Raw genomic sequence first — 23,035 nt, 5'->3', positions numbered from 1 at the left:
GGCGGGATCCGGGGCGTTGCCTCGCACCGGCGTGTGGGGCAACGCCCGTGGTGGCTCACCGACGGCTCACCGGGGACGGCTCACTGGGTGATGGCTTCCTGCGGGAACCGCACCAGTGCGCGCACCCGCTTGCCGACCGGAACCCGTTCGACGCTCACCTCCGCGGCCAGGGCGTGGACGATCTCCAGTCCGTGCCGCCCGATCCGCTCGGGATCCTTGGGGAAGCGCCGGGGCAGCGCGACGCTGCTGTCGTACACACAGACCACGACCGCGCTGTCCGTGCCCTCCAGTTCGAGGATGTACGGGCCGTTGCTGTGCCGGTCCGCGTTGGTGACCAGCTCGCTCACCACGAGGAGCAGCTCGCCGTCGGCCCGCGGGTCGATCAGGGCACACCACTCGGTCCTGAGTTGGTCCAGGAAGCGGGCCGCGAAGTCGCGCGCCTCGGCGATACAGCCGGGCTCACCGGTGTAGTGCGCCGCTCGTCTCAGCGGCTCCACGGGTACGTCGAAGCCAGTCGGTATCACTGCCCCGCCCAGGTTTTCGATCATGCGTCTGTCTCCAGGAGGCCGGCCCGGCCGGTCACGGTTGCATCCATCCTCGTACCCCGAGTGCGGTCCGCCAGTCCCCGGGAGTGTTCGCCGATCGCGCACACAGCACGTCGCGCTGGTCACACCGCCGGTGAAGCGGGGGCACGACGGCCGCTGGTGGTGGCTGGCCTGGGTGGCCGCGGTGCTGCTGCCGGCGGCCGCGTTCCTGATGGCGGCCCGCTCCCCGGCCCGGATCCGCGCCTGACAGCGCGCCCTGCATCTGGCGGTCGCACTCGCGCTGACGATGCTGCGCTGTGCCTGGCCGGCCGGATCTCCGCCCACTCGACCCACACGGACCAGCCGTTGGCGCAGCCGATGTGCGCCCAGTCGCCGAGCCGTTCCACGAGCCGCACCGGCGGCAGGGCGTCGAGGGGCACGGTGGGCCGGGCCGGATCGGGGGCCTCCCAGGCGGGCATGCCGTCGCCGGGGACGACATGGGTGGGCCGGAACCCTGGCGTGGTGGTCATCGGTCGCCTACTTCCGCGTCACAGCGGGTTCGTGCCGGCGCAGCAGCCGGGAGAGGACCCAGCCGAAGACGGCCGACAGCACCACCAGCACGACCATGTTGCGCAGCCACACGCCCGCCGAGTGCCGGAAGAAGGGGTCGGCGGTGAGGGTGCCGGGCACGATCCTGTGCAGTTCCACGGTGCCGGCCATGGCGCCGAGCGCCCAGCGCGAGGGCACCAGCCAGGCGAACTGTTCGAGGCCGGGGACGCCGTCCAGTCTCAGGAGGGTGCCGCAGAAGACGACCTGGACGACGGTGAGCAGCACCAGCAGCGGTATCGTCATCTCCTCCTCGCGGACCAGCGCGGAGATCAGCAGGCCGAGCATCATCGCGGTGAAGGAGAGCACGGCCACGGCGACGGTGATCTCCAGCAGGGGCGGCATCAGCACCCCGTGACCGCCGGGGGCGTTGAGGTCCACGCCGGCCAGGCCCACCTGGGTGAGCACGATCGCCTGGAGCACCGTGATGGTGCCGAGAACGACCACCTTGGACATCACGTACGCCGATCTGGGCAGGCCGACGGCTCTCTCCCGCTGGTAGACGACCCGTTCCTTGACCAGCTCGCGCACGGCGTTGGCCGCGCCGGTCAGCACCCCGCCCACGCACAGGGTGAGCAGGGCGTTGGTCGCGGTGTCGAAGGTGAGCTTGTCGCCTGCGACGGCCCGGGCCGTCGCGCCCATCACGAAGGGCAGCCCGATCATGATCGCGAGGAAGGTGCGGTCGGCGGCGAGTACGGCCGTGCAGCGGCGCACCAGGGTGGAGAACTGGGCGCCCCAGCTGCGCGGCCCGGGCGGCGGGGCCGCGGCCACCGGCCCGGAGCGCGGTACCGCCGGCTGCACGCTGGAGTTCACGATGTACTTCCGGTGGAACGACGAGGCGCGGTACTCCCCCGCCCAGTCCCGGCCGGTGTCCCGTTCCAACGCCTCGAAGGCCTCGGGCCACTCGTCGAACCCGAAGAAGCCGAGGGCGTCGCCGGGCGGTCCGAAGTAGGCGGTCCGGCCGCCGGGCGCGAGGACCAGCAGCCGGTCGCACACGTCGAGGCTGAGGACGCTGTGGGTGACGACGATGACGGTACGGCCGTCGTCGGCGAGGCCGCGCAGCATGTTCATCACCGAGCGGTCCATCCCGGCGTCGAGTCCGGAGGTCGGCTCGTCGAGGAAGAGCAGGGACGGCTTGGTCAGCAGCTCCAGGGCGACGCTGACCCGCTTGCGCTGTCCGCCGGAGAGGCTGTGCACGGGCTGTTCGGCGCGCTGTTCGAGCCCCAGTTCCCGGATGACCTCGTCGACCCGCTGCCGGCGCTCGGCCTTCGCGGTGTCCTCGGGGAAACGCAGTTCGGCGGCGAAGGTGAGGGCGCTGCGGACGGTCAGCCCTACGTGCAGGATGTCGTCCTGCGGGACCAGGCCGATGCGCTGACGCAGTTCGGCGTAGTCGCGGTAGAGGTCGCGGCCGTCGTAGAGGACGGTGCCGTGCTCGGCGGGGCGCCGGCCGGTCAGGGCGCCGAGCAGGGTGGACCGGCCGGCGCCGCTCGGTCCGACCACGGCGAGCAGGCACTTCTCGCCCACCGGGAAGGAGACGTGGTCGAGCAGGACCTTGCGGCCATGGTCGACGGCGGCGGTGAGGTCCTGGACGTCGAGGGAGACCTCGCCGGTGTCGACGTACTCCTGGAGCCGGCCGTCGACCAGGCAGAACGCGGAATGGCCGATGCCGACGACGTCCCGGGGGCCGAGCAGGGCGCGGGTGACGGCGCGGCCGTTGAGGTAGGTGCCGTTGTGGCTGTCGAGGTCGACGATCTCGTGGCTGCCGTCGGGGTGGGTGCGCAGTTCGGCGTGGTGGCGGGAGACGATCAGGTCGTCGACGACCACGTCGTTGTCGGTGGCGCGGCCGATGCGGACCGTGCGGGCCGGGAGCCGCCGCACCGAGGACGGCTGCCGGAAGGTGCCGGTCCGGCTGGGCATGGAGACGACGGACGGGCGGTCCGGGGCGGGCGGCGGGCGGCCGCTCAGGACGGCGGACGGCCCGTCGGCGGGGCTGCCGAAGCAGATCACCGTGCCCGGTCCGACCTCCCACTCCCGGATGCGGCGGCCGTCGGCATAGGTGCCGTTGGTGCTCTGCTCGTCCTCCAGCGTCCAGTGGCCCTCGACGGGCCGCAGCACCGCGTGGTGCCATGAGACCCGGGCATCGTCGATGACGATGTCGCTCAACGGGTCCCGCCCGACGTGGTAGTCACGGCCCGGGCTCATCACCGTGGATCCCTTGTCGGTCTCCAGGACGAGTTCGGGCGCCGTCGAGGCGTCCGGCCGCTCCACCATGGCCAGAATTCTACCGATCTGACCCCTTGTGTGTCTGGTCAGGGGTCCCCGGGTGGCGGCTGTCGCAGCTCAGGCGACGGGGACGACGAGGGCCGGGACGGTGCGCTGCATCCGGAGGGCGTCGATGGACTCGGCGAGCAGTTCGTACTCCGTGGTGTCGTCCTGGAGGGCGATCCGCACCAGCCGCCCGTCGGCCAACTCGTCGGCGACCAGCTCCTGTCGGGCCACGTCGGCGCACCAGGCGCGGAGCAGGCCGGGTACGTCGGAGACGGTCCCGGCGACCGGGACGAGCGCCCCCTGCGGGAATTTCGGGTTCTCGGGTAAGGGGTCGAGCCGTTCGGCGATCCAGGAGGCCCGGTCCCGTAACCACCACAGCGCCAGTGCCAGGGTCGGCGCACGGTAGGTGCCGAGCGGGACGCCGATGCGTTGCCCGCCGCACATGCCGTATGCCGTGACATGGCACAGGAATTCGTCGTGCACGATCACTCCCCCGTAGCTCGCCGGTGTGCCGTCGCGGCCGGGTTTCCGTGCGGCTCCTGTGCGGTGAAGTGCTCCTGACATTCGAGTATGTTCACTTTCGAAACACTGTCACCACACCTTTCCGGCCAGTCTCTTGGCATATTCCCACTGCCAATTGGCCGAAATGCGCGAGCTGTACCGGCGGGTCTTCATCACCCGAAGAGTGATCGGCCCGGCACGCGGCCCGGGACATGGTTCTCCAGGCGGATCACCGCAAGCCGCGATCAACCTCCTGACCAGCAATGACGGCCTCGATGGAGGCTGATTCCCGCGGTCCGCGAACACCGACCGTCACCAGACCGCCGCCGCCCGCCGCGTCGAGGCCCGGAGCGCCCCCGAGCCCGGGGCGCCCGGCAGGGCGCCGAGGCCCGGCCCCGGAGGAGAGCCGCACCGACGCTCCCTCCAGAGGGGTGACCCCGGCGGATGTCACCGGACATGCCCAGATCACGGCCGTGATCGCGGCGGCGAACCAGCGGTTTTCCTGCTTCGCGTCCCGTCCACCGGGGGTCCTCGAAGGCAGCCACGGCACGGCTCGCTTCGGCCGGGAGCCGGCGATCCAGGCGGACGGTTCGGCTCCGGTGGCCGGTTATGACGTGTTCACGCTTAGTGAGGACGGCCGGATCCCCCGGTCCCGGGCTTTCCGGACCGCCATGAGTACGACGCGCATCTGGACGTGGAGTGCACCGCCGCTGCGCCGCAGCCCCGCCAGAGCCGGCTGGACCTACGTGGTCCGGCCCGAGTCCGCCGCGTTCTTCGGTACCCGCGGCCTCGTGCGGATCCGCGGGACGGTCGACGGGCGCCCCTTCCGGAGTTCCTTCATGGCCCTGCGCGACGGTACGTACAAGCTCCCCGTGCGGGCCGACGTCCGCAGGGCGAACGGAAAGGGTGAGGGGGACACGGTCGGAGTCCACCTCACCCGACGCGTCACCGGTTGATGATCGCGTCGATCCGAGCCAGCTCCTCCGCGTCGAAGTCGAGGTTCGCGGTGGCGCCGACGCAGTCCTCGACCTGCTGCGGGCTGCTCGCGCCGATCAGCGCCGAGGTCACCCGGCCGCCGCGCAGCACCCAGGACAGGGCGAGCTGGGCCAGGGTCTGGCCGCGCCCCTTGGCGACCTCGTCGAGGTCGCGCAGCTGGGCGACCAGGTCCTCGGTGACCGCGTCCGAGTTCAGGAAGGGGCTGTCGCTCGCGGCCCGCGAGCCCTCGGGGATGCCGTCGAGGTAGCGGCCGGTGAGCAGGCCCTGCTCCAGCGGGGAGAAGACGATGGAGCCGACCTGGAGCTCGTCGAGCGCGTCCAGGACGCCCTCGGTCTCCGGGCGGCGGTCCAGCATCGAGTAGCGCGGCTGGTGGATGAGGAGCGGGGTGCCGAGGTCGCCCAGGATCCGGGCGGCCTCACGGGTCTGCTCCGCCGAGTAGTTGGAGATGCCGACGTAGAGCGCCTTGCCCTGCTGGACCGCGGAGTGCAGGGCACCCATCGTCTCCTCCAGGGGAGTCTCCGGGTCCGGGCGGTGCGAGTAGAAGATGTCGACGTGGTCCAGGCCCATCCGGGTCAGGGACTGGTCCAGCGAGGACAGCAGGTACTTGCGTGAACCCCACTCGCCGTACGGGCCCGGCCACATCAGGTAGCCCGCCTTGGTGGAGATGACCAGCTCGTCGCGGTAGCCCGCGAAGTCCGCCTTGAGGGCCTCGCCGAACGCGGACTCGGCGGCGCCGGGCGGCGGCCCGTAGTTGTTCGCCAGGTCGAAGTGGGTCACGCCGAGGTCGAAGGCGCGGCGCAGGATGGCGCGCTGGGTCGTCACGGGCCGGTCGGGCCCGAAGTTGTGCCACAGGCCGAGCGACAGCGCGGGGAGCTTCAGGCCGCTGCGGCCGCTGCGGCGGTACGGCATGTCGGCGTAGCGGTCGGGGTGTGCGGTGTACAACGCGACTCCAGAGGGGTTGGCACAGGATCTACCGATCCCACTCTTTCCCGAGCCGCGGGCAGTGGTCCAACAGGAGAATGCGATGGAATTGTGCGGCTAGTCTTCTCAATCATGGAACTGCGCCACCTCCAGCATTTCGTCGCCGTCGCCGAGGACCAGCACTTCACCCGGGCCGCCGAACGGCTGATGGTGTCCCAGTCCGGTCTGTCGGCGTCGATCCGCGCCCTGGAGCGGGAGCTGCGGGCGCCGCTGTTCGTGCGGACGACCCGCCGGGTGACGCTGACCGAGGCCGGCCGGGCGCTGCTCGGCGAGGCCGAGCGGATCCTCGCCCAGGTGCGCTCCGCGCACGAGGCGGTGGCGGCGGTACAGGGTGTGCTGCGCGGGACGCTGGCGCTGGGCACCGAGCAGTGCATCGCGGGGGTGCATGTGGCGGGGCTGCTCGCCGCGTTCCGGCGCCGCCACCCCGACGTGGAGATCCGGCTGCGGCAGGCCGGCTCGGGCGCGCTCGCCGAGGAGGTGGCGGCGGGCCGGCTGGACCTGGCCTTCGCCTACCGCACCCAGGACGACACCGACCAGCTGCGCTCGGTGTCCCTGACCGGCGAGCCGATGACCGTGCTGTGCCATCCCAGCCACCGGCTGGCCACGGCCGGCGCGGCCGTGACGCCGGAGGACCTCGGCGGCGAGGTGTTCGTCGACTTCCACCCCGACTGGGGCCCGCGCCGCACGACCGACGCGGCCTTCGCCTCGGCGGGCGTGCGGCGGACGGTCGCGCTGGAGGTCAACGACGTGCACAGCCTCCTCGACCTGGTCGACGAGAATCTCGGCGTCGCCGTCGTCCCCCGCCACTTCCGCCACAAGCGGCCCACGCTGACCGCGCTCCCGCTCAAGGACACGGACGAGACCGCGTACGAGACGGTGGCCCTGCTGCCGCCCGAGACGGCCACCAGCCCGGCGGCCCGGGCACTGATCACCCTTCTCGAAACGGGGGGCCTGGCAACACCCCCGGACGGGTCCTGCCCCTCCTGACCCCGGCCTCCCGTCGGCGCAGACTCGTGAACGACCACGACGACGGGGAGTACGGAGATGGCGGAACACACACGGCGTACGGTGCTGCGCTCGGCGGCGGGCATCGCGGTGGCGGGCGCGCTGACGGGAGCGGCGATCCGGCCGGCAGCGGCGGCAGCGGCCACAGATCCGACGGATCGTCAGTACCCCTTCCTGAAGGGCGCGTTCGCCCCGGTCACCGAGGAGCTCACGGCGTTCGACCTGCCGGTCACCGGCCGTGTCCCGCGCGAGCTGAACGGCCGCTACCTGCGCAACGGCCCGAACGTCCTCGGCCTGGAGGATCCCCGCGCCCACCACTGGATGCTGGGCGAGGGCATGGTGCACGGGGTACGGCTGCGCGACGGACGCGCCGAGTGGTACCGCAACCGCTGGGTGCGCTCGTCCCAGGTGGCCGCGAAACTCGGGGAGTCCTGTCGGGGTCCGGTCCCGCCCGACGACTTCGCCTGCAACACCCACGTCGTGCCCTACCGGGGACGGATCCTCGCGCTCCAGGAGAGCGGCCCGCTGCCGTACGAGCTCGACGGCGACCTCGGCACCGTCGGCACCTACGACTTCCGGGGCACCCTGGAGGGCGCCTTCACCGCGCACACCAAGTACGACGCGGAAGCGGACGAGTTGCACGCGATCGCCTACTACCCGGCCTGGGACCATGTCCGGCACCTGGTCGTGGACCCGAGCGGACGGCTCGCCCGCACCACCCGGATCCCGGTCCGGGACGCGCCGATGATGCACGACTTCGCGCTCACCGAGAGGCACGTGGTCGTCTTCGACATCCCGGTCACCTTCGACCCGGCGGCCGCCGAGAGCGGCGCCGCGGTGCCGTACGTCTGGAACCGTGAACACCCGGCGCGGGTGGGCGTGATGCCCCGGTCCGGGGGTGCGGTCAGGTGGTTCGGCATCGACCCGGTCTTCTACTCGCACACCCTCAACGCGTACGACGAGGGCGCGTCCGTGGTGATCGACCTGACGACGTATCCGGCGCCGTTCGACGTCGCGAGCCGCACCACCGACGGACCGCACGCGGTGGGCACCGCGAAGCTGGAGCGCTGGACCGTCGACCTGCGCCAGGGGCGGGTCAGCAGGCGCACGCTCGACGACCGGCCGCAGGAATTCCCGCGTGTCAACGAGGAGCTGGTCTCCCGCCGGCACCGCTACGGCTACTCGGCGGCGGCCGCCGAGATGTCCGTCGCCTATCTGGCCGGCGGCGGCAGTCCACCGGATCGCGCCTTCTCCGACGCCCTGTTCAAGCACGACCTCGCCCGCGGCACGGCCGAGGTGCACCGGCTGCCGAGGGGCGCGGCCGCGGGCGAGGCGGTGTTCGTGCCGAGCGAACGCGGCGGGCGGGAGGACGACGGATACGCGATCGCCTACGTCCACAATCCCGACCGCGGCGCCGCCGACCTGCTGATCCTCGCCGCGCAGGACTTCACGGGCGAGCCGCTGGCCCGGGTGCACCTGCCGGGCCGGGTACCGCTGGGCTTTCACGGAAGCTGGATTCCGGACGCATGACGACCGTCGATGAGCGATCGTGGTCGTATGCATGCAAGGGACATCCTCATCGACGGCTTCGGCCGCATCCAGGAAGAAGTCCACGCCGCCCTCGACGGCCTCGACCCCGACCTGCTCAACCGGCGCCCGGCGCCCGGCGCCAACTCCATCACCTGGCTGGTCTGGCACCTCACCCGGATCCAGGACGACCACGTCGCCGACGCCTTCGACCTCGACCAGGTGTGGCCGGCCCAGGGCTGGGAGAAGCGCTTCGGCCTCGACCTGCCGCCCCGTGACCACGGCTACGGCCACACGCCGGCCGACGTCGCCAAGGTCACCGTGGACTCCGCCGACCTGCTGACCGGCTATTACGACGCGGTGCACGAGCAGACCCTGGGGGTGCTGCGCGAGCTTCCCGCGAAGGACCTCGAACGGATCGTGGACACCCGCTTCGATCCGCCGGTCACGCTGGGCGTACGGCTGGTGAGCGTCCTGTCCGACGACCTTCAGCACATCGGGCAGGCCGCCTACCTGCGGGGGCTGGTTCAGAGCGCGGAGGCGTAGCCCGGCAGCACGACGTCCTCGATGAGGGCCTTGCGCTCGTCGAACGGGATGAACGCGCTCTTCAGGGCGTTCACCGTGACCGTGCGCAGGTCCTCCACCGTCCAGTTCGCCTCCTCGGCCAGCAGGGACATCTCCCGGGTCATCGTCGTCCCCGACACCAGCCGGTTGTCGGTGTTGAGGGTGACCCGGAAGCCCAGCTCCTTCAGCGCGGTGATCGGGTGCTCGGCGATCGAGGCCGCGCAGCCGGTCTGGAGGTTGGAGGTGGGGCACATCTCCAGGGCGATCCGGCGGTCGCGCACCCAGCTCGCGAGCCGGCCGAGCTTGCCGTCCACGATGTCCTCGGTGATCCGCACGCCGTGCCCGATGCGCTGGGCGCCGCACGCCTGTACCGCCTGGTGGATGCTGGGCAGGCCGAACGCCTCACCGGCGTGGATGGTGAAGGGCACGCTCTCGCCGCGCAGCAGCTCGAAGGCGTCGAGGTGGTCGGCGGCCGGGAAGCCGTCCTCGGCGCCGGCGATGTCGAAGCCGACGACCCCGGCGTCCCGGTAGGTGACGGCCAGCTCCGCGGCCTCGCGCACCCGGTCGAACATCCGCATCCCGCACAGCAGCGTGCCCACGCGGACGGGCGTGCCGGCGGCGGCGGCCTTCGCCATACCGGCGGCGAGCCCCTCCTGCACGCTCTCCACGACCTCGTTCAGGGTGAGCCCGCCCTTGACGTTCAGCTCCGGCGCGTAGCGCACCTCGCCGTACACCACACCGTCGGCGGCCAGGTCGAGGACGTACTCCTCGGCGACGCGCCGCAGCCCCTCCTTGGTCTGCATCACCGCGAGGGTGTGCTCGAAGGTGGCTATGTAGCGGACCAGGTCGCCGGAGTTGGCGGCCTCGAAGTACCAGGCGGCCAGCCCGTCCGGGTCGGTGGTGGGCAGGGTGTGACCGACCTCGGCCGCGAGCTCGACGAGGGTGGCGGGGCGCAGCCCGCCGTCGAGGTGGTCGTGCAGGACGGCCTTGGGAAGGCGACGGATCACATCTTCGTCTACGCGCGTAGCAGTCATGGTGGAGCTGTCCTCGGCAGGTGGTTCGCAGTGGTGGGTCAGACGGCGGGCTGGAGCAGGTCCCAGCGGTTTCCGTAGAGGTCCTGGAAGACGGCGACGCTGCCGTACGGCTCGTGCCGCGGCTCCTCCAGGAAGGTCACGCCGGCCGCGGTCATCCGGGCGTGGTCACGGGCGAAGTCGTCGGTGTGCAGGAAGAACCCGACCCGGCCGCCCGTCTGGTCGCCGACCCGGGCACGCTGGCCCTCGTCCTTGGCGCGGGCGAGCAGCAGCCCGGTGCCGTTGCCCTCCGTGCCGGGTTCCACGACGACCCAGCGGGAGCCGTCGGGCCGCGGCGCGTCCTCGACGACCCGGAACCCGAGGGCCTCGGTGTAGAAGCGGATCGCCTCGTCGTAGTCGCCGACGACAAGGGTGACCAGGGCGACGCGTCGCATGGGGACCTTTCGGTGGGGCTGGTTAGCGGGAGAGGTTATACGTAAAACTCCCGAGATGCCAGCCGCGCTTTTCCCACGGGCGGCTTTTACGGAGTGCGCCGACCGGGAGCTCCCCGACAGGGGCGCGGGGCCGTGTCGATGTGCGGCTGCCGCCGCGTGGGCGCGACCAGCCACAACCGGCCCGCACCCGAGAACCGGCCGCCTCCTACCGGTCCGCTTCCCCTTGCGCCACCTCCACCCGATGATGGAAGTCGATCATCCCGGTCGCGGAGGCGACACACGACAACCCGGCGCACCCGGCCAGCAGCACCGCGACCCACGCCCCGGCCCGTCGCCGGCCACGCGGGGCCGCCAGCAGCGCCTGCACCCGCTGCGGCACCGGCCCGGACGCCGCACCCGACACGAACGCCGGCCGTTCGGCGCCCTCACCCTGTCCTGCCAGCGCCGCCCGGGCGATGGCACGGGCCGTCAGCCGCCGGTCCCCCACCGCACTCGCCGCGGCCTCGTCGGCGGCCCGCTCGACGGTCAGGCGTACGACGCCCCGGACCCGCCGCAGCGCCGGATGACAGTGCGCCGCGAGCTCCGCCGCGGCGAGGAAGAAGTGGTGGCCGCCCCTGTTGTGCGCCCGCTCGTGGGCGAACAGCGCCTCCCGCTCGGCCCCGTCGAGGCTGCGCAGCATTCCGGTGGTGACGACGATCCGGTGCGGGCGTCCGGGAAGCGCGTAGGCGTCCGGGCACGGCGAGTCGACCACGCACAGGTCGCCCGCGGCGGGTCCCCGCCCCGCCTCCGTGCGGGCCGCACGGAAGGCGCGCGCCTGCCGCAGCACCGACCGCACGAGGGTCCAGGCGCACACCGCGAGACCGCCGATCGAGAGCGCCGCCAGCGGCAGCACGAAGCCGTCGGAGGCGGTGTGCAGGGGCCGGACCAGCTCACCGAGCGCGGCGAAGAACGGCAGTTTGAGCAGCCCGGTGAGGAAGAACGCGCCGAGCGCGGACAGGGAACAGCCCGCGAGGGCGACGGCCGAGGCGGTGATCGCCCAGAGCGCGGTGACGGGCGCCAGCCGTTCGAGGGCCCGCCGGGCGAGTGCCGGCAGGGCGAACGGCACCAGCAGGGGCAGGATCAGCAGCGCGGTCATGACGCACCCGGTTGCTCGCCGGATTCGAGCAGGGTCCTGAGAACGCGCTCGTCGTCGGGGCTGAGCTGGGCGACGAAGCGGGCGAGCACGGTCTCCCGGTCGCTGTCCCGGTCGAGTTCGGTGTGCATGCGCTTCGCGGTCAGGCCCTGTGCGTCCTGGACGGGGACGTAGGCGTAGCCGCGCCCCTGGCGGTGCCGTTCGACCACGCCCTTGTCGTGCAGCCGGGTCAGGATCGTCGTCACCGTCGTGCGGGCCAGGTCGGTGCCGAGGCTCCGCTGCACCTGCCCGGGGGTCTGGGGCGCACCGGCGGCCCAGAGGGCCGCCATGACGCTCGCCTCCAGTTCGCCGGCGGGCCGGCGTTCGTCCTTCCCGTCGGCCATGGAAGGTCCTCGCTCCTTCTTCGTCCTCGGTCCGCAGACCGTCTACGGCAGTGTAGTCAGCCCGGTGCGGCCGTCGCCCGTGCCCATTATGCGAGGGGCCGCCGTCGCCGGCCGGGGAATCCTCAGGCTGGGCGCGGTAGCGCAGCGGCCATGAAGGTCACGAAAACGGCCCGTTCCTCCGAGCAGCGCAAGCACGACGTGCTCTCCCTCCTGGACCGGGAGACGGACGTCTGGGTGGCCACGGCGGACGGCGCCGGGCTGCCGGGTGTCGCCCCACTCCGGTTCGTCCGGCACGCGGACACGGTGGGGCTGCGTCCGGCGCGCGGGCAGCCCGTCGTACGCCTTCTTCCGGATCCGGCCGTACGTGGTGCACGCCGGGCACGAGGGAGCACGAGCTGCGCGGCCGGCGTGTGATGCGGGACGAGGTGTGGGCGGTCCGAGCCGGACCGTCAACCGGCCGCGTTGTGGAGGGCGTCGAGCCGGGTCAGCTCGTCCTCGGTGAGCCGGATGGCGCCGGCCGCCACGTTCTCGGCCAGGTGGTCGGGGTTGCCGGTGCCCGGGATGGCGAGGACGTGCGGGCCCTGGTGCAGGGTCCAGGCGAGGCGGATCTGGGCCGGGGTGGCGTCGTGGGCCCGGGCGACGGCGAGGACTTCGTCGTCGTGGTTCCGGGTGGCGCCGTGTGCCCCGGCGTCGCCCGCGACGGCGAAGAACGGCACGAAGCCGATGCCCCGTTCGCCGCAGACGCGGACCAGTTCGTCGGTGGCCGGGTTCGTGGCGTCGAGCCCCCAGCGGTTCTGCACGCACACCACGGGGGCGATGGCCAGCGCCTCGTCGAGATGGCGCACCTCGACGTCGGAGACGCCGAGGTGCCGGATCAGCCCGGCCTCGCGCAGTTCGGCGAGGGCGCCGAAGTGCTCGGCGATCGAGTCCTGGCGCATCCGGCGGAGGTTGACGACGTCGAGGTGGTCGCGGCCGAGCTGGCGCAGGTTCTCCTCGACGTGCCCGCGCAGTTGGTCGGGCCGGGCGGAGGTGACCCACTCCCCCGAGTAGTCGCGGTAGGGGCCCACCTTGGTGACGATGACCAGGTCGTCGGGGTACGGCGACAGGGCGGTGTTGATGAGTTCGTTGGCCGAGCGCAGGGCCGAGAAGTAGAAGGCCGCCGTGTCGATGTGGTTCACGCCGAGCTCTATGGCCTTGCGCAGGACCGCGATCGAGCGGTCGCGGTCGCTCGGGGTGCCGTGGTGGAAGGCGGCGCTGCCCGTCAGCCGCATCGCGCCGAAGCCGAGGCGGTGGACGGGCAGGTCGCCGAGTTTCCAGGTGCCGGATCCGTCAGCGGTGGTCGTGTCGAAGGTCATCGACGGAGTCTGGCACACGGTCCTGACGACCGGGTCGGCAAGAGAGGTTGCGGCCCGGAGGGTGGTGGGATGGTCAGCCGAGGGGCTTGGCGAGGACCGCCTTGCGGTGGCTGAACGTCTCGATGGAGTAGCGGCCGTGGTAGCTGCCCGTGCCGCTCTCCCCCACCCCGCCGAACGGGAGGTCGGAGACGGTGAGATGGGCGAGCGGAAGGCCGTGGCCGAGGCCGCCGGAGGAGGTCTCGGCGGCGATCCGGTCCCGGGTGTCGTCGGACTCGCTGAACACGTAGAGCGCGAGTGGTTTGTCGCGGTCGTTGATGAAGCCGATCGCGCTGTCCAGGTCCGGGACGGTGACGATGGGCAGGATCGGGCCGAAGATCTCCTCCCGCATCACGGGGGAGGCGGGGGCGACGTCGGCGAGCACCGTGGGCGCGATGTACTTGAGGGCCCGGTCGGTGTCGCCGCCGACGGCCACCCGGCCCGAGCCGAGCAGTGCGCTGAGCCGGTCGAAGTGGCGCTCGTTGATGATCCGGCCGTACTCGCCGGACTCCTTGGGCTCGCTGCCGAACCGCCCCTGGACGGCCTTGGCCAGGGCGGGCTCCAGGGCCACGGCCGTCTCCGGGTCGGTCAGGACGTAGTCGGGTGCCACACAGGTCTGCCCGGCGTTGAGGAACTTGCCTCGTGCCAGCCGCTCCGCGACGACAGTGAGGTCGGTGTCGCGGTCGACGAACGCCGGGGACTTGCCGCCGAGTTCGAGGGTGACCGGGGTGAGGTGCTCGGCGGCGGCGCGCATCACGACACGGCCGACCACTGCGTTGCCGGTGTAGAAGATGTGGTCGAAGCGCTCGGCGAGCAGGGCGGTGGTCTCCGGGACACCGCCCTCGACGACGGCGACGGCCTCGGTGCCGAGGTAGGCCGGGAGCAGCCGGGCCAGTGCGGCCGAGGTCGCGGGGGCCAGCTCGCTGGGCTTGGCGACGACGGCGTTGCCGGCGGCGAGGGCGCCGGCGACGGGGGTGAGCAGCAGCTGGGCCGGGTAGTTCCAGGGGGCGATGACGAGGACGACACCAAGAGGGTCGTACTGCGTCCAGGCGGTCGTGTCGTCGCCGAGGTGCTTCGGGACCGGCGCGGGCTCGGGGCGCAGCCACTCGTCGAGGTGGTCGAGGGTGTGGTCGATCTCCCGGACGGTGAAGTCGATCTCCGAGCCGTAGGCCTCGCGGGCGCTCTTTCCCAGGTCCGCGTGGAGGGCGGCGGCGATGTCCTCACCGCGTTCCGTGAGCATGGCGCGCAGCCGGCGGAGCCGGCCGGTGCGCCACTCGACGGGCTTGGTGCGGCCGGTGCGGAAGGTGGCGCGCAGCCGGGCCACGATGTCGGCGGGCTGCTCGGGGGTGGGCTGATTCACGGATGCCTCGCTGGTGGTGCGCACGGGCCTCGGGCCCGGCTACGGGTCATGGACATTCAGATGTACTTTGCAACCATTCAGCGTCAGAAGTAAATTCCGGCGGCCCGGAAATCCCGTGATTGACATAGATCACACCTGGTCAGCCAGTGAGTTCGGTCCGTCGACGCGCGAGGTGTGCCCGTTCGGGCAGGCTGTCGGTGAGCGCGACGGCCGCGTCGTACTCCGCCACCGCCTCGGTCCGGCGGCCGAGCCGGCGCAGCAGGTCGGCGCGGACGGCGTGCAGCACGTGGTATCCGGGCAGGTCGAGCGCGTCGACCAGCTCCAGCGCCGCCGCCGGGCCCACGACCTCGGCGACCGCGACCGCCCGGTTCAGCGCGACGACCGGGCTCGCGGCGACGGCCATGAGCTGGTCGTACAGCCGCAGGATCTGCCCCCAGTCGGTGTCCTCGGCGGTGGGCGCGTCGCTGTGCACGGCGTTGATCGCGGCCTGGATCTGATAGGGCCCGGGCCGGTTGCGGCGCAGGCACCGCCGAACGAGGTCCTGCCCCTGTGCGATCAGCTCACGGTCCCACAGCCCGCGGTCCTGCTCGGGCAGCGGCACCGACTCGCCCTCCCGCGGCTCCCGCGCGGGCCGCCGGGCCTCGACGAGCAGCATCAGCGCGAGCAGCCCGGCGACCTCGGGCTCGTCCGGCATCAGCTCGTACAGCAGCCGCCCCAGGCGCACGGCTTCGGCGCACAGTGCGGGATCACCGCCGTAGCCCTCGTTGAAGACGAGGTAGACGACGGCCAGTACCCCGTTCAGCCGGTCGGGAAGGTCGGCGTCCCTCGGCACCCGGTAGGGGATCCCGGCGTCGCGGATCTTCGCCTTGGCGCGTACCAGGCGCTGGGCCAGGGTGGGCTCGGGGACCAGGAAGGCGCGGGCGATCCGGGCCGTGCCGAGGCCGCAGAGCAGGCGCAGGGTCAGGGCGACCCGGGACTGCAGGGCGAGCGCGGGGTGGCAGCAGGTGAAGATCAGCCGGAGCCGTTCGTCGCGCACGGGTCCCTCCTCGGCCGGTGGCTCGGGCGCGTACAGCCGGGCGGCCTCGGCGTGCCGGGCGTCCCGGGAGGACTCGCGGCGCAGCCGGTCGAGCGCCCGGTTGCGCGCGGTGGTGAAGATCCAGCCGGCCGGGCTCGGCGGCACCCCGGTGCCGGGCCACCTGTCGAGCGCGGTGGCGAAGGCGTCCTGGACCGCTTCCTCGGCGAGGTCGATGTCGCCGAGGAAGCGGACCAGGACCGAGACCGCGCGCCCGTACTCGGCGCGGAAGACGGCCTCGACATCGGCGGCGTCCGCCATCAGTGCTGGTCCACGAAGGGCCGTACCTCGATGGGGAGGGTGGTGGCCAGAGCGGCCTTGCGACCCCACTCCAGGGCGGCGTCGAGGTCCTCGGCGCGGATCAGGCAGAGCCCGCCGAGGTACTCCTTGCCCTCGGCGAAGGGCCCGTCGGTGATCAGTACGTCACCGTCCGCGGGCCGCAGCATCGTGGCCGTCTCCGGCCCGTGCAGCCCGCCCGCGAAGACCCAGGCGCCGGCCGCGCGCAGCTCGTCGTTGAACGCCTCGACATCGCGCATGATCGCGGCGAGCGCGTCGGGCGGGGGCGGGGTCGCACCGGCGGGCTGGACCACGCTGAGCAGGTAGTGCCTCATGATGTTCTCCTCGGTCGTCGTGGGTGTTCTCGCCTTCTACACGAACGGCAGGCCCCCGGATCGACACCGCACACCGGGAAGCCGAAAGAATCTTCTCCATGACCATCGCCGCGCATCCGCTCCTCACCCGCGCCCGGGAACTCGCCGACGGCCTGCTCTCCCCCGCCGCCGAGCGCGTCGACCGGGAGGGCGTCCCGGCGAGCCACATCGAGGCGGTCAAGCGCTCAGGACTGCTGGGGGTGAGCGCGCCGGTGGAGTACGGCGGCTCGGCGGCGCCCGTGGCCGTCGTACGCGAGACGGCGGAGATCCTGGCCGGGGCGTGCTGCTCGACCTGGTTCGTGCAGACGCAGCACCACACGCCGGTGCTGACTCTGGCCAGAACCGCCCTGCCGGTGCGTGAACGCCTGTTGGGCCCGCTGGCACGCGGTGAGCTGCTGTCGGGAGTGGCCTACGCGCATCTGCGGTCGCACCCGCGGGTCCCCGTACGGGCACGGCGGGCCGCGGACGGATGGCGCTTCTCCGGCACCGTGCCCTGGTACACCGGCTGGGGGCTGAACGACATGCTGCTGCTGGCCGGGGTCACCGAGGACGACGAGGCCCTGTTCGCCTTCGTCGAGGCCCGGGAGCAGCCGGGCCTGCGGCCCTCGGAGCCGATGCGCCTGGCGGCGCTCACCGCGTCCCGGACGGTCTCCCTGGACCTGGACGGCCTGCGCGTCCCTGAGGAGGCGGTCGCGCTCCGGGTGCCGTTCGAGGAGTGGGCGGCGGCGGACCGCCCGAAGACCCGCAACGCCAGTCCGGCGGTCTTCGGGATCGCGGAGGCGGCGCTGAAGCTGGTGGAGGAGGAGTACGCGGCTCCCGTGCGGGCGCGTCTCGGTGAGGTCCGCCGCCGGGCCTACGAGCTCGCCGACCATCCTCTCCCCGGCGAGCACACAGAGGAACGGCTGGCGTTGCGGGCGGAGGCGTTCACGCTGCTGCGCACGGCCACGGCGGCGGCCGTGGTGGCGGGTGGCGGCCGGGCGATGTCGCTGGACCACCGCGCCCAACGCCTGGCCAGGGAGGGCCTGTTCCTGCTGGTCCAGGGCCAGACCGGCGAATCACGCACGGCACATCTCAAGCGCCTCGCGGAGCGGCACCCGGCCGGTGGCTGACGGGAGCGCCAGGAACAGGGGCGTTGCGTATCGCACAGAGTGATGCGTCAAGTAGAACTTGACCTCTTGACCCGCCGGCCGTCTTGGCTGGACCATGTTGCGTATCACTCATATCGTTGCGCAGTGCGCATCCTGGAGGGTGTCATGTCTCCCCGACCGCAGCCCGGCCGCGAGTTCGTCCTCACCCTTTCGTGCCCCGACCGGGCCGGTCTGGTCCACGCCGTCACCGGCTTCCTGGTCGGCCACGGCGGCAACATCCTGGAGAGTCAGCAGTTCGACGACCGGCTGCAGGACCGCTTCTTCATGCGGGTGCACTTCGACGTCCCGGACGGCGCCGTCTCGCTGGCGGAGCTGCGCACGGGTTTCGTCCCGGTGGCCGAAGAGCACCGGATCACCTGGCGGCTGAACGACGCGTCGACCCCGACCCGCACCCTCATCATGGTGTCGAAGTTCGGCCACTGCCTGAACGACCTGCTCTTCCGCAGGTCCACGGGCGCGCTCAACATCGAGATCCCGGCGATCGTCTCCAACCACCGCGACTTCGAGCCGCTGGCCCGCACCTACGGCATCCCCTTCCATCACCTCCCGGTGACACCCGACACCAAGGCGGAGGCGGAGGCCCGGCTGCTGCGTCTCGTCGGCGAGCTGGACGTCGACCTGGTGGTACTCGCCCGGTACATGCAGATCCTCTCCGACGACCTGTGCAAGCAGCTCGACGGCCGGGCCATCAACATCCACCACTCCTTCCTGCCGAGCTTCAAGGGAGCGCGGCCCTACGTCCAGGCGCACCAGCGCGGCGTCAAGCTCGTCGGCGCCACCGCGCACTATGTGACGCCCGATCTGGACGAGGGCCCCATCATCGAGCAGGACGTCGTCCGGGTGAGCCACTCGCACGCCCCGGACGAACTGGTCGCGCTGGGCCGTGACGTGGAGGCCCAGGTGCTCGCCCGTGCCGTGCGGTGGCACAGCGAGAGCCGGGTGCTGGTCAACGGCCGCTGCACGGTCGTCTTCCGCTGACAGCCGACAACAGACAGCAGGACGCCGCGCTGGGAGAAGAGGACCGGGTAGGCGAGTTCCTCCTCCAGGCCCTCCCAGAGTTGCAGCGCGTGTTCGTAGACGCCGGCGCTCTCGTCCCAGCGGCAGTCGGAGCGGATGACCGTGGTGTTGCGGGCCATGTTGCCGCCCGCGAGCAAGCCCTTCTCCAGGACCGCCACATTGGTGATGCCGGGTTCTTCGCCAGGTAGTGGGCGGTGGCGAGGCCGTGTCCGCCGCCGCCGACGACGATGACGTCGTACGACCGCCTGGGCTCGGGTGTGTTGAGCATCTTGCCGCTGTAGTTGATGCGCATGCCGTGGGTGAGGTGGCCGCCGTGCGCCAGGTCGAGGCCGAGGACCGTGTCGCCGGGCTGGAGGAGGGCGAAGAAGACGGCGGCGTCGGCCTGGGCGCCCGAGTGCGGCCGGTGGCGAACCCGGCCCCGAAGAGGGACTTGACCTGTTCGATCGCCGGCCGCTCGATGACGTCGACGTGTTCGCAGCCGCCGTACTGCGGCGGCCGGGATCGCCCTCGGCGTTCTTGATCGTCGCGACCGAACCCTGCGCCTCCCTCACGGCGGTGGGCGCGAAGTTCTCGGAGGCGATCATCTCCAGGGTGGACCGCTGCCGGTGCAGTTCGGCACGGAGCGCGGCATGAACCTCGGGGTCGAGCTCGGCCAGGGGCGTGTCCAGCGCGTTCCTATGGGTTTCGTGATCCTTTCAACGACCTTGGCGAGGCGCCCCGTAAGGGGGAACTGCGCGAACAGCCACGACGAGCCCGCACCCGAACGACGGCACAGCTCGAACACCTCACCCGCGGAGACGAGCCATCGCCGGGTCGAACAACGGCTCCTCGGCCACCACCGCCGCCACCCGCTGGTCGAAGTACCCGATCTGGACGCCGGTCCCGGGCACCGCCAGCTCCGCCGGCAACCAGGCGTACGCGATCCCCTTGCCGATCGTGTAGCCGTAGGCCGCGCTGGTCACGTAGCCCACCGCACGCTCACCGTCGTACACCGGCTCCTTGCCCATGACGACGGCCCGCGGGTCGTCCACGGTGAGGCAGCTCAGCCGGCGCCGCACATCCGCCTTGCGCCGTTCCAGCGCGGCCTTGCCCACGAAGTCGCCCTTGTCGAGCTTGACGGCGAAGCCGACGCCGGCCTCGTAGGGGTCGTGCTCGTAGGTCATGTCGGTGCCGAAGGAGCGGTAGCCCTTCTCCAGGCGCAGGCTGTTGAAGGCGCCGCGGCCGGCGATGACGCCGCCGAGCGGCTGGGCCGCCTGCCAGAGGGTGTCCCAGAGTTTCGCGCCCTGGTCGGCGGTCGTGTACAGCTCCCAGCCGAGTTCGCCGACGTACGACAGCCGCATCGCGGTGACGGGCACCGAGCCGATGTAGGCGCGCTTGGCACGGAAGTACTTGAGGCCCTCGTTGGAGAAGTCCTCGTCGGTCAGGGGCTGCAGGACCTCGCGGGCCAGCGGGCCCCACAGGCCGACGCAGCAGGTGCCGGGAGTGATGTCGCGGACCTGGACCGTGCCTTCGGCGGGCAGGTGGCGGGTGAACCAGTCGAGGTCCAGGTTGCCGTTGGCGCCGACCTGGAAGAGGTCGCGGGCGAGGCGGGCCACGGTGATGTCGCTGCGGATGCCGCCGTCGTGGTCGAGGAGCAGGGTGTACGTCACCGAGCCGACGGACTTGGCGACCTTGCCGGTGACCAGGCTCTCCAGGAAGCCGGCGGCGCCGGGGCCGCTCACCTCCAGGCGCTTGAGGGCGGTCATGTCGTACATCGCGACGGTCTCGCGGGTGGCCTGGGCCTCGGCGCCGACGATCGGCGACCAGTAGCGGGCGGCCCATTCGTTGGGGGTGGGGATCGCGCGGCCCTCGACCAGGCCCGCGTTCGCCTCGTACCACTGGGGGCGCTCCCAGCCGTTCGCCTCCAGGAAGAACGCGCCGTGTTCCTGCTGGCGGGCGTGGAAGGGGCTGGTGCGGATCGGGCGCGGCTTCCCGCTCGGCTGGAGGGGGTGGAGGATGTCGTACACCTCGACGAAGTTCTGGCAGTCGCGGGCCAGGACGTACTCGGGCGAGAGCTGGTGCGGCTCGAAGCGGTTGACGTCGCACTCGTGGAGGTCGAACGAGGAGCAGTGGCCGTCCACCAGCCATTCGGCGACCGCGCGGCCGACGCCCGCGGAGTGGGTGACCCAGACGGCCTCGGCGACCCAGAAGCCCTTGACGTCGGGGGACTCGCCGAGCAGCGGGTAGCCGTCGGTGGTGAAGGAGAACAGGCCGTTGATGCCTTCCTCGACCTTGGCCTCACGGGTGGCGGGAAGGAGGGACCGGGTCTCGGTCCAGGCGTCCGCGAAGTCCTCCTCGGTGAACTTCATGACGGACGGCATCTGGTCGGCCTCGTCGACGGAGAGGATGTCGTCGGCGGAGACGGGCATGGGGCGGTGGCCGTAGTAGCCGATGCCGATGCCGTCGAAGCGGTCGCGGTAGTAGAGGTCGGCGTCCTGGTGGCGCAGGATCGGGCGGACGGCCTCCTCGGTCTGGCCGGCCAGCGCCGGGACCGGGCCGGTCCAGGCGAGCTGGTGGGCGAGCGGGGTGAGGGGCAGGTTCATGCCGACCATGCGGGCGATCCTCGGGCCCCAGATGCCGGCGCAGCAGACGACGATGTCGGCGGGGATCTCGCCCTGGTCGGTCAGCACGCCGGTGACGGCACCCTCGCTCTGCCGTACGTCGAGGACCTCGTGGCGGGCGAGGAAGCGCACTCCCCGTTCGGTGGCCCGGCGGATCTGGGCCTCGACGGCGAGGACCGCCTTGGCGAGGCCGTCGGTGGGGACGAGGAGGCCGCCGAGGACCCGGTCGGGGTTGACCAGCGGGTGCTGCTCGACACACTCCTCGGGGGTGAGGATCCGCGCCTCGATGCCCCAGGCGGTGATCCAGCCGTGGCGGCGGTGGAGCTCGGTGAGGCGCTCGGGGGTGGTGGCCACTTCGAGGCCGCCGACCTGGAGGAAGCAGGGCCGCCCGTCGACATCGAGGGAGCAGAACTTCTCGACGGTGTAGCGGGCCAGCTCCGTCATGGTCTTCGAGGGGTTGGTCTGGAAGACCAGGCCCGGGGCGTGCGACGAGGAGCCGCCGGTGGCCGGGAGGGGGCCCTGGTCGACCACGGTCACCTCGGTCCAGCCGCGTGCGGAGAGCTCGTCCGCGAGGGCCGCTCCCACGACGCCCGCTCCGATGATGACCACTCGGGGTCCCGCCATCGCCCAACCTCCGAACTTGAGACCGGTGCAGTTGCTTTGTACGCAACGTGATTCAGGCTGCGCAACTCAATGTGCCCGTCTGCGAGGAGGGGTGTCAAGGGGGTGGCGGCCCCGCGGAACAGCCCGTGCCACGGCCCGCGGGACGGTCCTCGCAACAGCCCGGGGAACGGCAACGCCCGGCGGGCGGCGCGCACAGCTGCGCACCGCCCGCCGGGCGTCCCGGAACGACTCTCCTCGCGGCCCTCGCTACTTCAGCCAGGCCTTGACCTTGTCGGGGTTGGCGTCGACCCACTTCTTGGCCGCCGCGTCGTCCGACAGCTTGTCCACCGCGATGTACTTGGCCACGGTGTTCTGGTCGTCGTTGGTCCAGTGGAAGTTCTTCACCAGGTCGTACGCCGGGCTGCCCGACTTGGCGAAGCTCGCGCTGACGATCTTGTCCAGGTCGTAGACGGGGTAGTCGCAGGCGACCTTCGCCGCGTCGGCGTCGCAGCCCGTCGTGTACTTGGGCAGGTTCACCTTGACCAGCGGCACCTCGGACAGGAACCACTGCGGTTCGTAGAAGTAGCCGATCAGCCACTGCTTGTTCTTCTCGGCCGTTCTGAAGGCCTGGATGAGCGCGGTCTCGCTGCCCGCGTACACCACCTTGAAGTTCAGCTTCAGGTTCTTGACCAGGGCGGCGTCGTTGGTGACGTACGAGGGGTCGCCGTCGAGAAGCTGGCCCTTGCCGCCGGACTCGGAGGTCTTGAAGTTGGCGGCGTACTTGTCGAGGTTCTGCCAGTTGGTGATGTCCGGGTGCGCCTTGGCCAGCCACGGCGGCACGAACCAGCCGATGACGCCCTTGTTCCCGGTCGAGCCGGCCTCGACGGCCGTCTTCTGCCCGGTGATGTACTTCTTCTTCAGATCGTCGTGGCCCCAGTTCTCCAGGACGGCGTCGACCTCGCCGGTCCCGAAGCCCTGCCAGGCGATCTCCTCCTTCAGGTCCTTCTTGTCGACCGTGCAGCCGAGGTTGTGCTGTGCGACGTAGGCGACGACCGCCGCGTCCGCCTCGTAGCCCACCCAGGGGTTGACGGCCAGGTTGAAGGTCCCGCACTTGCCGCCCGAGGACGTCGAGCCGGCGGAACTGCTGCCGCCGACCTTCGCTCCGCCGCAGGCCGTGAGGGTGAGGCCGAGGACGGCCAGGCCGGCCGCGCCGGCTCGCCAGTGTTGTGCCATGGTGTCGGT

At 71.7% G+C, this 23,035-nt stretch carries 21 protein-coding genes and 3 pseudogenes; 7 read left to right on the top strand and 17 right to left on the bottom strand.

The window, feature by feature from the left end; translation table 11 throughout:
* Positions 1-80: 80 nt before the first annotated feature.
* The 4 genes and pseudogenes from OHB00_RS47840 to OHB00_RS47825 all read right to left on the bottom strand — a co-directional run bounded on the left by OHB00_RS47840 (position 81) and on the right by OHB00_RS47825 (position 3,881).
* Entirely contained in the window at positions 81-548 is a 468-nt protein-coding gene (locus tag OHB00_RS47840) for an ATP-binding protein (protein ID WP_406444903.1), read from the bottom strand.
* A gap of 322 nt (positions 549-870) precedes the next feature.
* Positions 871-1,054 (bottom strand): annotated as a pseudogene (locus OHB00_RS47835) (hypothetical protein); the annotation flags it as partial.
* 7 nt (positions 1,055-1,061) lie between these two features.
* Complete coding sequence (locus OHB00_RS47830; protein WP_406444901.1) at positions 1,062-3,401, bottom strand: FHA domain-containing protein; 2,340 nt, start codon at positions 3,399-3,401, stop codon at positions 1,062-1,064.
* A gap of 69 nt (positions 3,402-3,470) precedes the next feature.
* On the bottom strand, positions 3,471-3,881 hold the full coding sequence (locus OHB00_RS47825) for a hypothetical protein (protein WP_406444899.1): 411 nt from the start codon (positions 3,879-3,881) through the stop codon (positions 3,471-3,473).
* Between the two features lie 689 nt (positions 3,882-4,570).
* Here OHB00_RS47825 and OHB00_RS47820 point away from each other — a divergent pair.
* Entirely contained in the window at positions 4,571-4,855 is a 285-nt protein-coding gene (locus OHB00_RS47820) for a DUF1905 domain-containing protein (protein ID WP_406444898.1), read from the top strand.
* On the opposite strand, the gene mgrA is transcribed toward OHB00_RS47820, so the two are convergent.
* On the bottom strand, positions 4,845-5,837 hold the full coding sequence (mgrA, locus tag OHB00_RS47815) for an L-glyceraldehyde 3-phosphate reductase (protein WP_406444896.1): 993 nt from the start codon (positions 5,835-5,837) through the stop codon (positions 4,845-4,847). The genes OHB00_RS47820 and mgrA overlap by 11 nt on opposite strands.
* Positions 5,838-5,948: 111 nt before the next feature.
* Here mgrA and OHB00_RS47810 point away from each other — a divergent pair, with 111 nt between their 5' ends.
* From OHB00_RS47810 to OHB00_RS47800, 3 genes are read left to right on the top strand one after another with little or no spacing between them, the layout of a single operon-like run.
* Positions 5,949-6,863, top strand: a complete 915-nt coding sequence (locus OHB00_RS47810) for a LysR substrate-binding domain-containing protein (protein WP_406444894.1) — start codon at positions 5,949-5,951, stop codon at positions 6,861-6,863.
* Positions 6,864-6,920: 57 nt separating this feature from the next.
* Positions 6,921-8,411, top strand: a complete 1,491-nt coding sequence (locus OHB00_RS47805; protein ID WP_406444892.1) for a carotenoid oxygenase family protein — start codon at positions 6,921-6,923, stop codon at positions 8,409-8,411.
* A gap of 27 nt (positions 8,412-8,438) precedes the next feature.
* Complete coding sequence (locus OHB00_RS47800; protein ID WP_406444890.1) at positions 8,439-8,954, top strand: DinB family protein; 516 nt, start codon at positions 8,439-8,441, stop codon at positions 8,952-8,954.
* Here OHB00_RS47800 and OHB00_RS47795 read toward each other — a convergent pair.
* The 4 genes from OHB00_RS47795 to OHB00_RS47780 form a co-directional block, all read right to left on the bottom strand.
* Entirely contained in the window at positions 8,936-10,006 is a 1,071-nt protein-coding gene (locus OHB00_RS47795; RefSeq protein WP_406444888.1) for an adenosine deaminase, read from the bottom strand. The two genes, OHB00_RS47800 and OHB00_RS47795, sit on opposite strands and share 19 nt — an antisense overlap.
* A gap of 38 nt (positions 10,007-10,044) precedes the next feature.
* A complete protein-coding gene (locus OHB00_RS47790; protein WP_406444886.1) occupies positions 10,045-10,437 on the bottom strand; it encodes a VOC family protein in 393 nt (130 codons plus the stop codon).
* A gap of 205 nt (positions 10,438-10,642) precedes the next feature.
* The gene (locus OHB00_RS47785; protein WP_406444884.1) at positions 10,643-11,572 is read right to left on the bottom strand and encodes a M48 family metalloprotease; all 930 of its coding nucleotides are present in this window, start codon (positions 11,570-11,572) and stop codon (positions 10,643-10,645) included.
* The gene (locus tag OHB00_RS47780; RefSeq protein WP_406444882.1) at positions 11,569-11,952 is read right to left on the bottom strand and encodes a BlaI/MecI/CopY family transcriptional regulator; all 384 of its coding nucleotides are present in this window, start codon (positions 11,950-11,952) and stop codon (positions 11,569-11,571) included. Before OHB00_RS47780 ends, OHB00_RS47785 begins: the two co-directional genes overlap by 4 nt.
* A 150-nt stretch (positions 11,953-12,102) precedes the next feature.
* Here OHB00_RS47780 and OHB00_RS47775 point away from each other — a divergent pair, with 150 nt between their 5' ends.
* On the top strand, positions 12,103-12,366 hold the full coding sequence (locus tag OHB00_RS47775; RefSeq protein WP_406444880.1) for a hypothetical protein: 264 nt from the start codon (positions 12,103-12,105) through the stop codon (positions 12,364-12,366).
* A gap of 35 nt (positions 12,367-12,401) precedes the next feature.
* Here the strand turns inward: OHB00_RS47775 and OHB00_RS47770 are convergent, their stop codons facing one another.
* The 4 genes from OHB00_RS47770 to OHB00_RS47755 form a co-directional block, all read right to left on the bottom strand.
* Positions 12,402-13,307, bottom strand: coding sequence for an oxidoreductase (locus OHB00_RS47770; protein WP_406444878.1), 906 nt, complete (start codon positions 13,305-13,307; stop codon positions 12,402-12,404).
* 73 nt (positions 13,308-13,380) lie between these two features.
* The gene (locus tag OHB00_RS47765) at positions 13,381-14,727 is read right to left on the bottom strand and encodes an aldehyde dehydrogenase family protein (protein ID WP_406444877.1); all 1,347 of its coding nucleotides are present in this window, start codon (positions 14,725-14,727) and stop codon (positions 13,381-13,383) included.
* Positions 14,728-14,842: 115 nt separating this feature from the next.
* On the bottom strand, positions 14,843-16,036 hold the full coding sequence (locus tag OHB00_RS47760) for an RNA polymerase sigma factor (RefSeq protein WP_406444875.1): 1,194 nt from the start codon (positions 16,034-16,036) through the stop codon (positions 14,843-14,845).
* The gene (locus OHB00_RS47755; protein ID WP_406444873.1) at positions 16,036-16,386 is read right to left on the bottom strand and encodes a YciI family protein; all 351 of its coding nucleotides are present in this window, start codon (positions 16,384-16,386) and stop codon (positions 16,036-16,038) included. Before OHB00_RS47755 ends, OHB00_RS47760 begins: the two co-directional genes overlap by 1 nt.
* A 98-nt stretch (positions 16,387-16,484) precedes the next feature.
* Between OHB00_RS47755 and OHB00_RS47750 the strand changes: the two genes are divergently transcribed.
* Complete coding sequence (locus OHB00_RS47750; RefSeq protein WP_406444871.1) at positions 16,485-17,534, top strand: acyl-CoA dehydrogenase family protein; 1,050 nt, start codon at positions 16,485-16,487, stop codon at positions 17,532-17,534.
* A 144-nt stretch (positions 17,535-17,678) separates the two neighbouring features.
* On the top strand, positions 17,679-18,551 hold the full coding sequence (gene purU / locus OHB00_RS47745) for a formyltetrahydrofolate deformylase (protein ID WP_406444870.1): 873 nt from the start codon (positions 17,679-17,681) through the stop codon (positions 18,549-18,551).
* A 71-nt stretch (positions 18,552-18,622) separates the two neighbouring features.
* Here purU and OHB00_RS47740 read toward each other — a convergent pair.
* The 4 genes and pseudogenes from OHB00_RS47740 to OHB00_RS47725 form a co-directional block, all read right to left on the bottom strand.
* Positions 18,623-18,700 (bottom strand): annotated as a pseudogene (locus OHB00_RS47740) (hypothetical protein); the annotation flags it as partial.
* A 149-nt stretch (positions 18,701-18,849) separates the two neighbouring features.
* A pseudogene (locus tag OHB00_RS47735) lies at positions 18,850-19,258 on the bottom strand (serine hydroxymethyltransferase); the annotation flags it as partial.
* Between the two features lie 117 nt (positions 19,259-19,375).
* Positions 19,376-21,814: an FAD-dependent oxidoreductase gene (locus OHB00_RS47730; RefSeq protein WP_406444868.1), complete on the bottom strand. Its 2,439-nt coding sequence runs from the start codon at positions 21,812-21,814 to the stop codon at positions 19,376-19,378.
* Positions 21,815-22,060: 246 nt separating this feature from the next.
* Positions 22,061-23,026 carry an ABC transporter substrate-binding protein gene (locus tag OHB00_RS47725; protein WP_406444866.1) on the bottom strand — a complete coding sequence of 322 codons (966 nt, stop codon included), beginning with the start codon at positions 23,024-23,026 and terminating at the stop codon, positions 22,061-22,063.
* Positions 23,027-23,035: the final 9 nt, after the last annotated feature.

Source organism: Streptomyces sp. NBC_00631 (assembly GCF_045206895.1).
GTDB lineage: Bacteria > Actinomycetota > Actinomycetes > Streptomycetales > Streptomycetaceae > Streptomyces.
The sequence above is the reverse complement of the archived record's forward strand: the minus strand, read 5'-3'. Positions and strand labels throughout refer to the sequence as shown.

Coding starts and splice junctions, on each gene's coding strand:
- OHB00_RS47840 (WP_406444903.1), bottom strand. CDS start 548: ATGATCGAAAACCTGGGCGGGGCAGTGATACCGACTGGCTTCGACGTA.
- OHB00_RS47830 (WP_406444901.1), bottom strand. CDS start 3,401: ATGGTGGAGCGGCCGGACGCCTCGACGGCGCCCGAACTCGTCCTGGAG.
- OHB00_RS47820 (WP_406444898.1), top strand. CDS start 4,571: ATGAGTACGACGCGCATCTGGACGTGGAGTGCACCGCCGCTGCGCCGC.
- OHB00_RS47810 (WP_406444894.1), top strand. CDS start 5,949: ATGGAACTGCGCCACCTCCAGCATTTCGTCGCCGTCGCCGAGGACCAG.
- OHB00_RS47805 (WP_406444892.1), top strand. CDS start 6,921: ATGGCGGAACACACACGGCGTACGGTGCTGCGCTCGGCGGCGGGCATC.
- OHB00_RS47800 (WP_406444890.1), top strand. CDS start 8,439: ATGCATGCAAGGGACATCCTCATCGACGGCTTCGGCCGCATCCAGGAA.
- OHB00_RS47795 (WP_406444888.1), bottom strand. CDS start 10,006: ATGACTGCTACGCGCGTAGACGAAGATGTGATCCGTCGCCTTCCCAAG.
- OHB00_RS47790 (WP_406444886.1), bottom strand. CDS start 10,437: ATGCGACGCGTCGCCCTGGTCACCCTTGTCGTCGGCGACTACGACGAG.
- OHB00_RS47785 (WP_406444884.1), bottom strand. CDS start 11,572: ATGACCGCGCTGCTGATCCTGCCCCTGCTGGTGCCGTTCGCCCTGCCG.
- OHB00_RS47780 (WP_406444882.1), bottom strand. CDS start 11,952: ATGGCCGACGGGAAGGACGAACGCCGGCCCGCCGGCGAACTGGAGGCG.
- OHB00_RS47775 (WP_406444880.1), top strand. CDS start 12,103: ATGAAGGTCACGAAAACGGCCCGTTCCTCCGAGCAGCGCAAGCACGAC.
- OHB00_RS47770 (WP_406444878.1), bottom strand. CDS start 13,307: ATGACCTTCGACACGACCACCGCTGACGGATCCGGCACCTGGAAACTC.
- OHB00_RS47760 (WP_406444875.1), bottom strand. CDS start 16,036: ATGGCGGACGCCGCCGATGTCGAGGCCGTCTTCCGCGCCGAGTACGGG.
- OHB00_RS47755 (WP_406444873.1), bottom strand. CDS start 16,386: ATGAGGCACTACCTGCTCAGCGTGGTCCAGCCCGCCGGTGCGACCCCG.
- OHB00_RS47750 (WP_406444871.1), top strand. CDS start 16,485: ATGACCATCGCCGCGCATCCGCTCCTCACCCGCGCCCGGGAACTCGCC.
- purU (WP_406444870.1), top strand. CDS start 17,679: ATGTCTCCCCGACCGCAGCCCGGCCGCGAGTTCGTCCTCACCCTTTCG.
- OHB00_RS47730 (WP_406444868.1), bottom strand. CDS start 21,814: ATGGCGGGACCCCGAGTGGTCATCATCGGAGCGGGCGTCGTGGGAGCG.
- OHB00_RS47725 (WP_406444866.1), bottom strand. CDS start 23,026: ATGGCACAACACTGGCGAGCCGGCGCGGCCGGCCTGGCCGTCCTCGGC.